The sequence below is a fragment of the Celeribacter baekdonensis B30 genome, from assembly GCF_000299875.1.
In the GTDB taxonomy this organism is placed as follows: Bacteria; Pseudomonadota; Alphaproteobacteria; order Rhodobacterales; family Rhodobacteraceae; genus Celeribacter; species Celeribacter baekdonensis_A.
In genome coordinates this window covers 338,252-352,091 of record NZ_AMRK01000004.1, presented here as the reverse complement: position 1 = coordinate 352,091, position 13,840 = coordinate 338,252, and the positions used below count along the sequence as shown (strand labels likewise).

Sequence of the window (13,840 nt, the reverse complement as noted above, 5' to 3'; positions counted from 1 at the left end):
TGCGGCTTTTTCTATGCGATTTTTGTCGAGTAACATGTGCGATTTTGTGGTATATGTAGCCAAATACACACATATTTTCACACAGATTATAAAAGTGAACGCCCCCTCTAAAATTCACCTGATGAGAGGGCTAAATGCAGCTCATAATTTTCCATGAGGTTGAAAATGAGCAACGTACAAAAACTTTCACTCGCCTTGGCATTGGTTTCGACAGCAGGCGCAGCCGCCGCTGACGGCCTGACCTACAGCAATGTAGAGGCGGTCTACGGCAATATCGAAGAGCTGGACGTCACCCGCCTGAACGGCGAAGCTGACTACATCATGGGTCAGTACTCCTTCACCGGCTCTGCGGGCCTTGTGTCTGCTGAAGGTGATGACGCCTCCATCCTGCGCGGCACTGCGGGCTACGCGATCATCCCCGGCCTGAACGTCTACGGCCTTCTCAGCTATAGCCAGGCCGAAGGCGGCAACGACGAAACCTCCTATGGTTTGGGCGCAGAATTCCAAAACAACGACTATGGCGTTGCACTGGAATACGAAAAATTTGACGACGCTGATGTCGACAGCGTAACCCTTGCTGGTTTCTATGGCTTTGGCGCATCCACCGTCTACGGCATTGCCAATGAGACGGACAATTTCGGCTCCTATGGTCTCGGCTATAAATATGACGCCGCAGCTTTCGAAGCCAACATCGCCAGCCTTTGGGATGAAGACGGGTTTGACGCAGGGGCAACCGCATTCAGCGGTGCATATGACGTCAATGCGAAATTCACCGTTTTGGCCTCTGTCCTCACCACCAATGACAATTTCCTCGACAACGGCATCTACACCGTTGGCGGCAGCTACAACCTGACGGATACAACATCCGTGGAAGCCAACTATGGTCAGTCCTTCGGCAGCGATATCGTTGACGGCGACGGCTTCACCCTCGCCCTCTCTTTCGAAACCGGCGCTCGTCGTGTTCGCGTGACCGATCAGGTGACCAACTACGTCACAGATACAACGCCGCTCTACGATCTTCTCGACTTCTAAATCCTACTCAGGATCAAGATGATCAAACCTGCCCCACACGTCAGTCTGATGTGTGGGGTTTTTCATGGGCGAGCCGCTTTAAAGCTCTGACATAGGCGCGCGCCCTCTCTTTTCTTTCTCCCAGCTTTGAACTACATCCCGAGCCATGACAGATAAAACACTCCACATCGTCGGCGGCGGCATGGCCGGGTCCGAAGCGGCATGGCAGGCGGCTCATATGGGCCTCAAAGTTGTGCTTCATGAAATGCGTCCCGAAGTGGGCACATTCGCCCATCACACCGGGAATTTTGGCGAGATGGTCTGTTCCAACTCGTTCCGCTCGGATGATGACGAACAAAACGCCGTCGGCCTGTTGCATTGGGAAATGCGCGCGGCCAATGGCTTGATCATGGCGATGGCGCACAAGCATCGCCTGCCCGCAGGCGGCGCCTTGGCCGTGGACCGCGATCCCTTTTCTGAGAGCGTCACAGCCGCGCTCAAAGCCCTGCCCAACGTCTCGGTCGAATATGGTGAAATCACCGAATTGCCCACCGAGGGTACATGGATTTTTGCCACAGGCCCGCTGACCTCACCCGCGCTTGGCGAGGCGATTGCGCGCGAGACCGGCACGGATCGTTTGGCGTTTTTCGACGCCATCGCCCCCATCGTCTATGCCGAGAGCATCAATATGGATGTGGCCTGGATGCAGTCGCGCTATGACAAGGGCGAGACCGAGGAAGAGCAAAAAGCCTATCTCAATTGCCCGATGACCAAGGACCAATACGAGGCCTTTATCGACGCGCTTTTGGCGGCGGAAAAGACCGAGTTTCATGAAAATGAAACGGCCGGGTATTTCGACGGCTGTCTGCCGATCGAGGTCATGGCCGAACGCGGTCGCGAGACGCTTCGGTTTGGGCCGATGAAGCCGATTGGCCTGACCAATGCGCATCAGCCGGATGTGAAACCCTACGCGGTGGTGCAGCTGCGCCGCGACAACAAACTCGGCACGCTTTTGAATATCGTCGGCTTTCAAACCAAGATGAAATACGGCGCGCAAACCGCTGTTTTAAAAATGATTCCCGGCTTGGAAGATGCCAGATTTGCCCGTTTGGGTGGTATTCACCGCAACACGTTTTTGAACTCTCCGACGCTATTGGATGATCAAATGCGGCTCAAATCCCGGCCCAATATCCGCTTTGCCGGACAGGTCACGGGCGTGGAGGGCTATGTGGAATCCGCTGCCATGGGATTGCTCGCTGGCCGTTTGGCCGCAGCCGAACTTTTGGGCCATGAGATGGGTCCGCCGCCCGGCACCACCGCCATGGGTGCGCTCATTCATCACATCACCGGCGGGGCTGAAGCCAAGAGCTTTCAGCCGATGAATGTGAACTTTGGCCTGTTCCCGCCACTTGACGGGATGCGTGGTGGTCGCAAAGGCCGCAAAGAGCGCTATAAAGGCTATACAGACCGCGCCAAAGACGCGTTCACAGCCTGGTTGGGCGCGGCGGAGAGTTAGGAGGCGTGCCTTGAATTACATCCTCGCGATTTTCTTACCGCCCCTGTCGATCCTGCTGACGGGGCGGCCCTTTGTGGCGATTTTCACCTTTTTGATCTGGGTGCCTGCGCTGATTTTTTCCGGTGGATTGACCCATCCGATGTTTATCCTCTTGGCTTGGCTTCTGATCTTTCAAGCGCGCGAGGATCGGCGTGACCGCGGGCGTCGCCCGTGAAGCCTCCTGCGCGTCGCTATGTCACCCGGTTTGCTCCAAGCCCCACAGGGCCTTTGCATCTGGGCCACGCCTATTCGGCGCTGACCGCCTATCACCGTGCGCGGGCGCATGACGGGCTGTTCCTGTTGCGGATCGAAGATGGTGACATCACCCGTTGCCGCCCGGAATGGGAGGCGTTGATCTATGCCGATCTGCGTTGGCTCGGCCTGTCTTGGCCTGAACCGGTTTTGCATGTCACCGCACGCGAAGACATCTACGCAAGTGCTTTGAATCGTCTCGAAGAATTAGGCCTGATCTACCCCTGTTCCTGCACCCGCCGTGACGTGATGAACGCACTCTCCGCCCCGCAAGAAGGCGCACCAATGGGACCGGATGGCGTGATCTATCCTGGCACCTGCCGGTCCCGCGCGATGGCATCCTTTCGTCCCGGCGAGGCGGTGCGTTTGAATATGCAAAAAACCGTGGAATATCTTGGGGATGTGACACGTTTCTCATGGGTTGAAACTGGCCCGGACGCCCCCGGAACTCATCGTTTAAGTGCCCGTCAATTGATCCATCACGTCGGTGACATCGTTCTGGCCCGCAAAGACATTGGCACCGCCGCTTATCACCTCTCGGTGGTCTTGGATGATGCGCATCAAGGTGTGACCGAGGCCGTGCGTGGCGCGGATTTGAGGGAGGCGACCCAGATCCACCGGCTGTTGCAAGCCCTGTTGGATCTGCCGGACATCGCCTATCACCACCACGCTTTGATCCGCGACGCCGAAGGCATACGGCTCGCCAAACGTGCCGATGCCAAGGCAATTTCGAAGTTTCGCGAAGAGGGATTATCGCCTGAAGACGTCAAGATGATGATCGGTTTAATTTAAATATTTCATATATTTAAGAGGTGAAACTCACACCATAGGTGACATCAACTCAACCACATCACCATCCCGCACCGCGCGATAAAAACACGACCGGCGGTTGGTGTGGCAGGCCGGGCCAGTCTGGGTCACCGTCACAAGAATGCAATCGCTGTCGCAATCATAACGAAAATCGACCAGCTCTTGCACATGGCCCGAGGTCTCGCCTTTGATCCAAAACGCCTGACGCGAGCGCGACCAATAGGTCACCCGCCCCGTTTCCAGCGTCTTTTGCACCGCCGCCGCATTCATCCATGCCATCATCAAAACATCACCACTCTCGGCGTCTTGGGCGATGGCCGGGATCAGCCCTTTGTCATCATATTTAAGCGAAGCCGGATCAAAGCGCATGACGGGTCCTTTCCATAGGCGGGTCTGTGACCTATCTAAGAGAGCAGTTGATGAAAGGCAAACCATGTCCGCTCAAACTCCCGCGCATACGTCAGCGCAAAGCACCGTCGATTTGGCCAAGCTCTACTCTGGCAAACTTTTGGCTTTGGCCGCCGATATTCCACTGACCGGGCGGCTTGAGATGCCACAGGCCAGCGTGCGCGAACGGGCGCCGCTGTGTGGATCGACCGTGACCGTGGACTTGGATGTGGAGGATGGGAAAGTCGTGCGGTTTGCCCAGGACGTCAAAGCCTGTGCTCTGGGTCAGGCGGCGGCCTCCGTATTAGGCGCGCATGTCATCGGGCGAACCGGCGCGGAATTGGCGCAGGCGCGTGATGAACTTGAGGCGTTTTTGAAACAGAACGGCCCGGTGCCCTCAGCGCCCTTTGAAGGCTATGAGGCGCTTTTGCCCGCGCGCGACTATAAAAATCGCCATGCTTCGATCCTTTTGGCCCTCACAGCGGCCAAAAATGCCTTTGAATTGGCCGAGAAGGCTCAGAATTTAACGAACTCGTAAGAGGCGTGGTCCATTGTCCTCCTGCAATTGGAGGCCTCAATGATTCCGAATCCTGACTTTGAAAACGCAACATCTGCGGATCACAGAATGAGCTTGTTGGCCAAATATGCCGGCCGACTTGGCTTTGAAGTTGTGGACATCGCGGGATTTCTGGACAGCGTCGATGAACAATCCAAAAGTCAGATCACGGTTCTGGCGGATGTGCAATCCTCCGCCGCAGACGTGATGACCGCCAATGGTGCGGTGCGTGACGCTTTGACGACGGTGACCAGCATCACCGATCAAACCCTCAATCGCGTTGAGGGGTCGGTGGGATTTGTGCGCGAAAGCGGCCAAAAATCTCAACATGTGGCCTCATGGGTGAAAGATCTGTCGGAGCGTATGGAACGGGTCGCAAGTTCACTGAGTGCCGTTGAAGCGGACAACACCAATATCGCCGACATTGCCCGTCAGGTGAATATTCTCGCCATCAATGCCAAAATCGAGGCGGCGCGCGCCGGTGACAGCGGGCGTGGCTTTGGCGTGGTGGCCGAAGCCATCAACGAATTGTCGCGCAAAACCGCCCGCGCCGCCGCCGGGATCGAAGAGAACATTGCCACCCTGTCCGAATGGGTCGGACGGCTGCGCGAGGAGGCGACAGGTGTCTCCACTGACGCGGGCCATGTGATTTCCTCGGCCTCGGAAACGGATCTGGCGCTCACAGAAATCGCCCAAGGTGTACGTCAAACCCACGACGCCACCCGGATCATGGTCACAGAGGCCGACAAGGTTCGAGACGCTGTCGCGCGGTTCCAACCCGCCTTTGACCAAATCGGCAAAGCCGCCAATGCCACCGCTGAGGGCATCCATGTTGCGCATGAGCGCGTCGATAAGTTGATCGACACCTCTGAAACCATTTTCCAAACCACCGTTGCTCTGGGCGGTGCCAGCGAAGATTTGGTCTTTATCAACAAGGTGCAAGAGGCCGCCTCTCGGATTTCAGAACTTTTTGCTGATGGCATGAGTTCGGGACGCATCAGTCACTCAGACCTTTTTGACCGAAGCTACGTTGAACTCGCCAACACCGATCCGCAACAATATGTGGCGCGGTTCACGGCCTTTACGGATGAGGTCTTGCCCGCGGTTCAAGAGCCTATGCTTGAGTTTAACCCCAAGGTCGTCTTTTGTGCGGCGCTTGATCCAAACGGCTATTTGCCAACCCACAATGTTAAATTCTCCGCACCGCAAGGTCATGATCCGGCCTGGAACGCCGCCAATTCCCGCAATCGGCGCATTTTTAGCGATCGGGTGGGCCTGAAAGCCGGGCGAAACACCGAACCCTTCCTGCTCCAAGTCTATCGTCGCGATATGGGTGCGGGCACATTCATGATGATGAAAGATCTCTCGGCCCCGATTTTCGTGGATGGCAAACACTGGGGCGGCTTGCGTTTGGGATATACGTTCTGACGCATCCCCCCAACCTTAGCGCGCTAAAAAAATCCGCCGCACTTCAAAAGAAGGCGGCGGGAAGTACGATCTGAGACCCGCGGGGTTGATGGGATGAGGGACCATCACTGACGGGAACAGGTAAATGTCAGACCCAAGATTGGGCTGCGGGTTGGAGATCAGATCTGAGGCAAACGAAGATGGGCGTTACACCAAGGCCGGTAGGCTCAACCCACCCAAGAGGATGACCAAAAGTGCGATCGCACCGATCATGTCTTGTACCAGTGTTCCTTGCGACCGGGTGGCAACGGATTTGAGGTCCTTGATCATGTGAGCATCCTTTGAGACAGGTTGGTTAATGATGTGTTGCCACTTTGTTCTCATTTTCAAAGATCCATGTAAAGAACTTTTTAAGAACATTCGCGAACAAAATGAAATCCACCTGCGTTAAAATCTACTAACCCACTGAAATCAAACGGATTGCCTCATCCTTCCCCATCAACCAAAGAAGAACACGCACGGCCTGCCCGCGGTCGCTTGAAAGCGTCGGATCATCATGCATCAGCTTGCGCGCATCACTTTGCGCCAAAGCCATCAGCGCCGATTGCCGCTCCAAATCCGCCACCCGAAAGCGTGGTAGCCCGGATTGAGCCGTGCCCAACACGTCGCCCGCGCCGCGCATTGCCAAATCTTCCTCGGCAATGCGAAACCCATCTTCGGTCTCGCGCAAAATCTCCAACCTGCGCCGACCGGTCTCGGTCAGAGGCGGCTGATAGAGCAGCAAACAGGTCGAGGCGACATCGCCGCGCCCAACCCGTCCGCGTAATTGGTGCAACTGTGCCAGGCCAAAATGCTCCGCCCGCTCAATCACCATGATCGACGCATTGGGCACATTGACCCCCACTTCGATCACCGTTGTGGCCACCAAAACCGCAATCTCGCCCGCCGCGAACTGTGCCATGGTCCGGTCTTTGTCCTCAGGTGGCATTTGTCCATGCACAAGCCCAACATGCCCCTCGCCCAAAACCGCGCGCAGATGTTTGAACCGTTCCTCGGCGGCCATCATATCGACCAGCTCGCTTTCCTCGACCAGCGGACAAACCCAATAGGCCTGCCGTCCCTTCTCAATCGCACCCCGTAAATGTGCCACAACCTCGTCGATCCGATCCGTCGCACTTAGGGCCGTTTTGATCGGCGTGCGCCCAGGGGGCTTTTCGTCCAAAATCGACAGGTCCATATCGCCGTAATGGGCCAGGGAGAGCGAGCGAGGGATCGGCGTCGCCGTCATCACCAAAACATCCACCGCCTGCCCCTTTTGCGCCAAAGCCAAACGTTGCGTGACCCCAAACCGGTGCTGCTCGTCAATGATCGAGAGGCGTAAATCGTGAAATACCACCTCGTCTTGGAACACCGCATGGGTGCCGACAAGGATGTGAATGTCACCACGGGCAAGCGCATCGAGTTTGGCTTTGCGCTCTCGCCCTTTGTCGCGCCCGGTCAAAAGCTCAATCACAACACCCGCCGCCTCAGCCATGGGTTTGAGCCCCTCAAGATGTTGACGCGCAAGGATTTCTGTCGGCGCCATCATCACGCCCTGCCCGCCCGCCTCGACCGCGACCAAAAGTGCATCCAAGGCCACAAGCGTTTTCCCAGAGCCGACATCGCCCATCAAAAGCCGGTTCATCCGCGCAGGTTGCGCCATGTCTTCGGCGATTTCCGCCATCGCCCGCGCCTGTGCTCCGGTGGGCCTAAACGGCAAAGCGGCCAACATTTTTGCACGCAAATGACCATCGCCCACATTGATCCGGCCCTTGCCGCGACGCACCCGGGCGCGAGCCAAAGCCAAGGTCACTTGATGGGCAAAAAGTTCGTCGTAGGCCAATCGTTGCCGTGCGGGGGCGGTCGCCGCCACCTCATGAAGCGACAAAGGTCGGTGCGCCTGGGCCAAAGCGGAGTGAAACTCCGGCCAGCCTTCGCGCGCCCGCAAGGCCGGATCAATCCACTCCGCCATCTCCGGCACGCGCTCCAAAGCGCTTGCACTGGCCTTGGCCATGGTTTTTTGCGTCACCCCGGCGGTCAGCGGATAGACGGGTTCAAACTGCCCTAACTCCCCCGCCTCATCCGGCTCCAAAATGTGATCGGGATGCGGCATTTGATATTGATTGTCGTATAGCTCAACCTTGCCGGACAAAAGCCTGCGTTCGCCAATCGGCAATTGCGCCTCGATCCATTTCGGCGCGCCGCGAAAGAACACCACTTGAAAGGCGATCTCTGCATCTTCAACGATCACCCGATACGGCAGGCCTTTGCGCGTGGGCGGTTGATGGCGCAGCACCGTCACCTCGACCGTGGCGATCTCACCGGGCGCAATCTCGCGCAAACTGTCGCGCCGCCGCCGATCCACCACCGTATGGGGCAGCGTGAACAACAGATCACGCGGTCGCTCGATACCCATCGCCGGCAGCGCTTTTGCTGTCTTCGGCCCAACCCCCGCGAGGGTTTCAAGCCCGGCAAACAGCGGAAACAGGATATCCGGCCGCCCCGCGCTCATGCGGTGCCGATCAGGGCCAGCCAGCCGTCCTCGTCAAGCGTTTCGATGCCCAACTCGCGGGCTTTTTTCTCTTTTGACCCGGCACCCGGCCCCGCGACCAACAGGTCGGTTTTGGCGGAAACTGATCCTGAAACTTTCGCGCCCAAAGATTCGGCGCGGGCCTTGGCCTCGGCCCGGGTCATTTTTTCGAGCGTGCCGGTGAAAACCACGGTTTTGCCGCTCACCGGACTGTCATTTTTGGGTTTTGCCGCCTCAACGACGGTCAAATGCGCGACCAATCGGTCGATCGAGGCACGTTCTGCCTCTTGGTGGAAGGCAGTGATCACCGAGGTGGCCATGACCGCACCAACACCATCGACGGCCAAAAGATCCTCCCATTGCGTGCCAACACCGATCTGCGCCTCGGTCATCGCCGCCTCAAATGCGTCCCATGTACCGTAGGTTGTGGCCAAAAGGCTGGCGGAACTGTCGCCGACATGGCGGATACCGAGGGCAAAGATGAGTTTGGCCAAGGGGATGGTTTTGCGCACATCAATCGCGTCAAACAGGCTGTTGGCGGATTTTTCCCCCCAGCCTTCACGGTTTTTGAGCTGTTGCAGGCCCGTAGAGAATCGATCTCGCAGGGTGAAAATATCGGCAGGCTCTTTGATCCAGCCGTCTTTATAGAATTGTTCGACCTGTTTCGCCCCGAGCCCGTCTATGTCAAACGCGCCACGAGAGACAAAATGTTTCAATTTCTCAACGGCTTGCGCGGGGCAAATGAGACCGCCTGAGCAACGGCGCACCGCGTCGCCCTCTTCGCGGATCGCCTCGGAGCCGCATTCGGGACAGACGGTGGGATAGAGGAAAGGCACAGCATCATCAGGGCGTTTGCTCAGATCAACGTCGGCAATTTTGGGGATCACGTCTCCGGCGCGATAGACCTCAACCCAGTCGCCAACACGGATGTCTTTGCCGCCGCGAATTTCGCCACCTTTGCTGTCGCGTCCCGCGATGTAATCTTCGTTGTGCAGGGTCGCGTTGGAGACGACGACCCCACCCACAGTGACAGGAGTCAGGCGAGCAACGGGAGACAAAGCGCCGGTGCGGCCGACCTGAATGTCGATGGCTTCCAACCTGGTCCAAGCCAGTTCGGCGGGGAATTTATGGGCGATGGCCCATCGCGGCGTGGTGGAGCGAAAGCCAAGGCGGCGTTGCAGCGCGAGGTCATCAACCTTATAGACGACGCCATCAATGTCATAGCCTAACGTCGCCCGCTGGGCCTCGATGTTGTGATAATGCGCAATGAGATCGGTGATCTCTGTGAAGCGCCGGGTCAGCGGATTGATTTGAAAGCCAAGGGCCTGCAGGCGTCGGGTCGCGGCGGTTTGGGTATCGGCCAAGGGCGCGGACAACTCGCCCCAGGAGTAGGCGAAAAATTTCAGCGGCCTCGCATGGGTGATTTCGGGGTCGAGTTGGCGCAAGGACCCTGCGGCGGCGTTGCGCGGATTGGCGAATGTTTTGCCACCGCGTTCGGCGTGGCGGGCATTGAGCGCCGCAAAATCGGCATGGCTCATATAGACTTCACCGCGCACCTCAAGCACATCGGGGGCACCGTCCAGCGTTTGGGGAATATCCGCGATGGTTAGGGCATTGGCGGTGACATTTTCGCCAATCTCGCCATCACCACGCGTTGCGGCATGGATGATCTGGCCCATCTCGTAGCGGATGGACAGCGACAATCCGTCGATTTTGGGCTCCGCCGTATAGGCAATTTCGCCCGGCGCACCGAGATATTTGCGCACGGATTGGTCGAATTCCACCACGTCCTCATCGTCAAACGCATTGGACAGCGACATCATCCGCACGGCATGAGTGATTTTGCCAAAGCCCTCAGAGGGGGCTGCGCCGACCTGTTCACTGGGGCTGTCACTGCGTTTGAGATGTGGAAATCGCATCTCGATTTCGGCGTTTCGGCGTTTGAGCGCATCATATTCTGCGTCATCAAAGACCGGAGCGTCTTCGCGATGATAGGCGGCATTGGCCTGGGCCAAGAGATCGGCCAAACGCGCCAATTCGGCGCGCGCCTGCGCCTCATCAAGCTGATCTATGGCGATGTCTGCCGACATAAAAAAACCTCCCCGGAATGCGCCTGCCCTATGGTTTAGGAGAGGTGCGCGGGGAGGTCCAGTCTGATAGATCCACGAAGAGAGAGAAAACGCCAAAGCCACTCATCACATTCAGGCAGCACCCACCATCACACAGAGGCCTGAGCTGAGAACTGGTCGGGGGTTATGCGCCCATGGCCAGTTGTTCATCCATACCGCCTGCAGAGGGTTCCGGGTCGCGCAGAACATAGCCACGGCCCCAAACGGTTTCGATGTAATTGTCGCCATCGGTGGCATTGGCCAGTTTTTTGCGCAATTTACAGATAAAGACGTCGATGATTTTGAGTTCCGGCTCATCCATACCGCCGTAAAGGTGGTTGAGAAACATTTCCTTGGTGAGCGTAGTGCCTTTGCGCAACGACAGCAATTCGAGCATTTGATACTCTTTGCCGGTCAGATGCACGGGTTTACCGCCGACAGACACGGTTTTCGCATCGAGATTGACCTCGATTTTACCGGTGCGGATGATGGATTGCGAATGGCCTTTGGAGCGGCGGATGATCGCATGGATACGGGCGACCAATTCTTCGCGGTGGAACGGTTTGGTGAGGTAATCGTCGGCCCCAAATCCGAATCCCTTGATCTTATTTTCGGTGTCATCGGCACCAGAGAGGATCAAGATCGGCGTATCAACACGGGCCAAGCGCAATTGACGTAGCACGTCGTGACCGTTCATATCCGGCAGGCCGAGATCCAAAAGGATCAAATCGTAATCATAAAGTTTGGCGAGATCGATGCCCTCTTCACCCAAATCGGTCGTGTAGACGTTTAGATTCGCATGCGACAACATCAGTTCGATGCTTTTCGAGGTGGTGGGGTCGTCTTCAACCAGCAAAATACGCATACCCTAAATCTCCGTTGCTATCTTCTCATAAGCGTTCTTGTTGCGTTCGCTCCTTAGGAAGATGGTCAAAAATGGTTAACTACACGTTACCAATTTTAACCTTTTCGCATTTTCAACTCAGGGTTGTCTATATTTTTGTACCGCAGTGGCCTTTAGCGCCGCTTCCCCATACTCAGAAATGGCATTTTTCCAGGAATTGAACTCTTCTTCGGACAATCCATAGAGTTTCAGCGCCTCGGTTTGGGGAATCAACCCAAACACAACACCTTTGACAACCGAAGCCTTGCGCGACGCCACCCAGCGGCGCGTTTCTGCCGGAGGCAGGTCAGCACGGGTCATAATCGACCCATCCGGCAGGGTCACCGCGCGCGGTCCATCGACTTTTTTCAGATACATGGGCTCACCCTTCGTTAAATTGCACCCCTCTTTTGCAACAACTCCCTTAATGGGGGGTGAAACCGCCTCTTGAGAATAGGTCGTATTTTCCTATATTATGCTCCTATTCCCGAAAGGATTTGTTCATGTCTCATGACGGCGCTCTCCCGCTGAACTCTTTAGGCTTTGCCAAAGCCCCCCAAGACACCCGCGTCGTTGTGGCGATGTCGGGCGGTGTCGATAGCTCTGTGGTGGCCGCGCAGCTGGCCGAAGAGGGCTATGATGTCATCGGTGTCACGCTTCAGCTTTATGATCATGGCGCCGCTTTGGCCAAGAAAGGCGCGTGTTGCGCGGGGCGCGACATTCATGACGCGCGGCGTGTGGCCGAAGAAATGGGCTTTCCCCACTATGTGCTCGACTATGAAAACGTGTTCAAAGACGCGGTGATTGACGAGTTTGCCGACAGCTATCTGGCCGGGGCCACGCCTGTGCCCTGCATCCGCTGCAACGAGCGGGTGAAGTTCAAGGACCTGTTGGAAACCGCCAAGGATCTGGATGCCGATTGCATGGCAACGGGTCATTATATCCAACGCGTGATGGGGGCAAACGGACCAGAGCTGCATTCGGCGGCGGATGCGAACCGCGATCAGAGCTATTTCCTGTTCTCGACCAAGCCCGAACAGCTCGACTATTTGCGCTTCCCGCTGGGCCATTTGCCCTCAAAGGATGCGACCCGCGCCTTGGCGGCGAAATACGGGTTGAGCGTGGCGGACAAGCCCGACAGCCAAGACATTTGTTTTGTGCCAAACGGCAATTACGCGCAGGTGATCGAAAAACTGCGCCCCGGTGCCGCCGATCCCGGCGACATTGTCGATCCCGAGGGCAATGTGTTGGGCAGCCATAATGGGGTGATTCATTACACCATCGGGCAACGCCGCGGGCTGGGCATCGGCGGCTTGGCCGATCCGCTCTATGTGGTCAAACTCGATGTCGACAAAAAACAGGTCGTCGTTGGGCCAAAAGACATGCTCGCCACCCGCAAAATTCCGGTGCGCGAAATCAATTGGCTGGGTGATGAGCCCTTTACCTCACGCGCCGAATGGCATGTGGCGGTGCGCGTGCGCTCGACCCGGCCACCGCGTGATGCAATCATCCGGCCGATCTCGGACACCGAAGCCGAGGTCGAATTGTTTGTCGCCGAAGAAGGCGTCTCGCCCGGTCAGGCCTGCGTGTTCTACGACACCGACAGCCCGCGCATCTTTGGCGGTGGCTGGATTTGGCGGGGCTATTGAGATGCGAGCGCTGGCGCTGGCTTTGATGGCGGCTTTTCCAACAGCGGCGCTGTCTGATCCGGTGGGCGAATGCGGGGGCGGCTCTCAGGTTGAGATCGCCGACTGCCTTGCCCTGCAAGAGGACGCGGCGGAGCAGTCGATGCAAACCATCCTCGGCTTTGCCCGCGCCTCAGCGGCAGAGTTGGACGAGATCACCGAACGTTCTGTTGCCCTGCCTGCCTTGGAGGCGGCACAAACGGCGTGGGAGACCTACCGCGCTGCGCAATGTGACTTTATCGGCAGCACCTATGGCGGTGGGTCGGGCACGGGAATCGCGATCCGGTCCTGCCGGATTGAACTGACTCGCGCGCGTGAGACGGAGCTGCGCCACACTATTCGCTGAGGTCTTCAGGGGGCGACTGAGGCAAAAGATAGGCGACCAAATCCGCCCGATCCTGATCCGACCGCGTGCGGTGACGGGTCAGAAAAAGCGTCAAATCCTCTGGCGTCGCCTGCGATAAATCAAGCTGGGCCACATCGCGATGGCAGCGGGCGCAGGATTGGGTATAGATCATCGCCCCCTGCTCCGCATCGCCCAGTGGATCGGCGTAAAGCGGCAGGGTCATCAGCATCATCAGGGCAATAAAACGGATCATATCGGACCTCCAGTAAAC

At 57.2% G+C, this 13,840-nt stretch carries 15 protein-coding genes; 8 read left to right on the top strand and 7 right to left on the bottom strand.

The features are described from left to right. The first annotated feature begins 165 nt into the window (after positions 1-165). The 4 genes from B30_RS09830 (at position 166) to gluQRS (ending at position 3,610) form a co-directional block, all read left to right on the top strand. On the top strand, positions 166-1,032 hold the full coding sequence (locus tag B30_RS09830; RefSeq protein WP_009571900.1) for a hypothetical protein: 867 nt from the start codon (positions 166-168) through the stop codon (positions 1,030-1,032). Between the two features lie 145 nt (positions 1,033-1,177). After that, positions 1,178-2,527, top strand: a complete 1,350-nt coding sequence (trmFO, locus tag B30_RS09825; RefSeq protein ID WP_009571899.1) for a methylenetetrahydrofolate--tRNA-(uracil(54)-C(5))-methyltransferase (FADH(2)-oxidizing) TrmFO — start codon at positions 1,178-1,180, stop codon at positions 2,525-2,527. A 10-nt stretch (positions 2,528-2,537) separates the two neighbouring features. Beyond that, positions 2,538-2,741, top strand: coding sequence for a hypothetical protein (locus B30_RS09820; protein WP_009571898.1), 204 nt, complete (start codon positions 2,538-2,540; stop codon positions 2,739-2,741). Then, entirely contained in the window at positions 2,738-3,610 is an 873-nt protein-coding gene (gluQRS, locus tag B30_RS09815; protein ID WP_040402117.1) for a tRNA glutamyl-Q(34) synthetase GluQRS, read from the top strand. The genes B30_RS09820 and gluQRS overlap by 4 nt, the downstream gene beginning before the upstream one ends. A gap of 27 nt (positions 3,611-3,637) precedes the next feature. Here the strand turns inward: gluQRS and hisI are convergent, their stop codons facing one another. Then, a complete protein-coding gene (hisI, locus tag B30_RS09810) occupies positions 3,638-3,997 on the bottom strand; it encodes a phosphoribosyl-AMP cyclohydrolase (protein ID WP_009571896.1) in 360 nt (119 codons plus the stop codon). 64 nt (positions 3,998-4,061) lie between these two features. Between hisI and B30_RS09805 the strand changes: the two genes are divergently transcribed. Both B30_RS09805 and B30_RS09800 read left to right on the top strand, forming a co-directional pair. Then, positions 4,062-4,553: an iron-sulfur cluster assembly scaffold protein gene (locus tag B30_RS09805; protein WP_009571895.1), complete on the top strand. Its 492-nt coding sequence runs from the start codon at positions 4,062-4,064 to the stop codon at positions 4,551-4,553. An 87-nt stretch (positions 4,554-4,640) separates the two neighbouring features. After that, a complete protein-coding gene (locus tag B30_RS09800) occupies positions 4,641-5,999 on the top strand; it encodes a methyl-accepting chemotaxis protein (RefSeq protein ID WP_100220075.1) in 1,359 nt (452 codons plus the stop codon). A gap of 186 nt (positions 6,000-6,185) precedes the next feature. On the opposite strand, the gene B30_RS22655 is transcribed toward B30_RS09800, so the two are convergent. The 5 genes from B30_RS22655 to sciP form a co-directional block, all read right to left on the bottom strand. Continuing rightward, positions 6,186-6,308 carry a hypothetical protein gene (locus tag B30_RS22655; protein ID WP_269771043.1) on the bottom strand — a complete coding sequence of 41 codons (123 nt, stop codon included), beginning with the start codon at positions 6,306-6,308 and terminating at the stop codon, positions 6,186-6,188. Positions 6,309-6,435: 127 nt separating this feature from the next. After that, complete coding sequence (recG, locus tag B30_RS09795; RefSeq protein WP_009571893.1) at positions 6,436-8,529, bottom strand: ATP-dependent DNA helicase RecG; 2,094 nt, start codon at positions 8,527-8,529, stop codon at positions 6,436-6,438. Beyond that, on the bottom strand, positions 8,526-10,637 hold the full coding sequence (ligA, locus tag B30_RS09790; RefSeq protein ID WP_009571892.1) for an NAD-dependent DNA ligase LigA: 2,112 nt from the start codon (positions 10,635-10,637) through the stop codon (positions 8,526-8,528). The genes recG and ligA overlap by 4 nt, the downstream gene beginning before the upstream one ends. Before the next feature lie 163 nt (positions 10,638-10,800). Next, positions 10,801-11,520 carry a response regulator transcription factor CtrA gene (gene ctrA / locus B30_RS09785; RefSeq protein WP_009571891.1) on the bottom strand — a complete coding sequence of 240 codons (720 nt, stop codon included), beginning with the start codon at positions 11,518-11,520 and terminating at the stop codon, positions 10,801-10,803. Between the two features lie 117 nt (positions 11,521-11,637). Next, complete coding sequence (sciP, locus tag B30_RS09780; RefSeq protein ID WP_009571890.1) at positions 11,638-11,916, bottom strand: CtrA inhibitor SciP; 279 nt, start codon at positions 11,914-11,916, stop codon at positions 11,638-11,640. A 125-nt stretch (positions 11,917-12,041) separates the two neighbouring features. Here sciP and mnmA point away from each other — a divergent pair, with 125 nt between their 5' ends. Then, entirely contained in the window at positions 12,042-13,187 is a 1,146-nt protein-coding gene (gene mnmA / locus B30_RS09775; protein WP_009571889.1) for a tRNA 2-thiouridine(34) synthase MnmA, read from the top strand. A 1-nt stretch (position 13,188) separates the two neighbouring features. Further along, entirely contained in the window at positions 13,189-13,569 is a 381-nt protein-coding gene (locus B30_RS09770) for a lysozyme inhibitor LprI family protein (RefSeq protein ID WP_009571888.1), read from the top strand. Here B30_RS09770 and B30_RS09765 read toward each other — a convergent pair. Continuing rightward, positions 13,559-13,822 (bottom strand): c-type cytochrome, encoded by a 264-nt coding sequence (locus tag B30_RS09765; RefSeq protein WP_009571887.1) that lies wholly within the window; start codon positions 13,820-13,822, stop codon positions 13,559-13,561. The two genes, B30_RS09770 and B30_RS09765, sit on opposite strands and share 11 nt — an antisense overlap. Positions 13,823-13,840 lie beyond the last annotated feature (18 nt).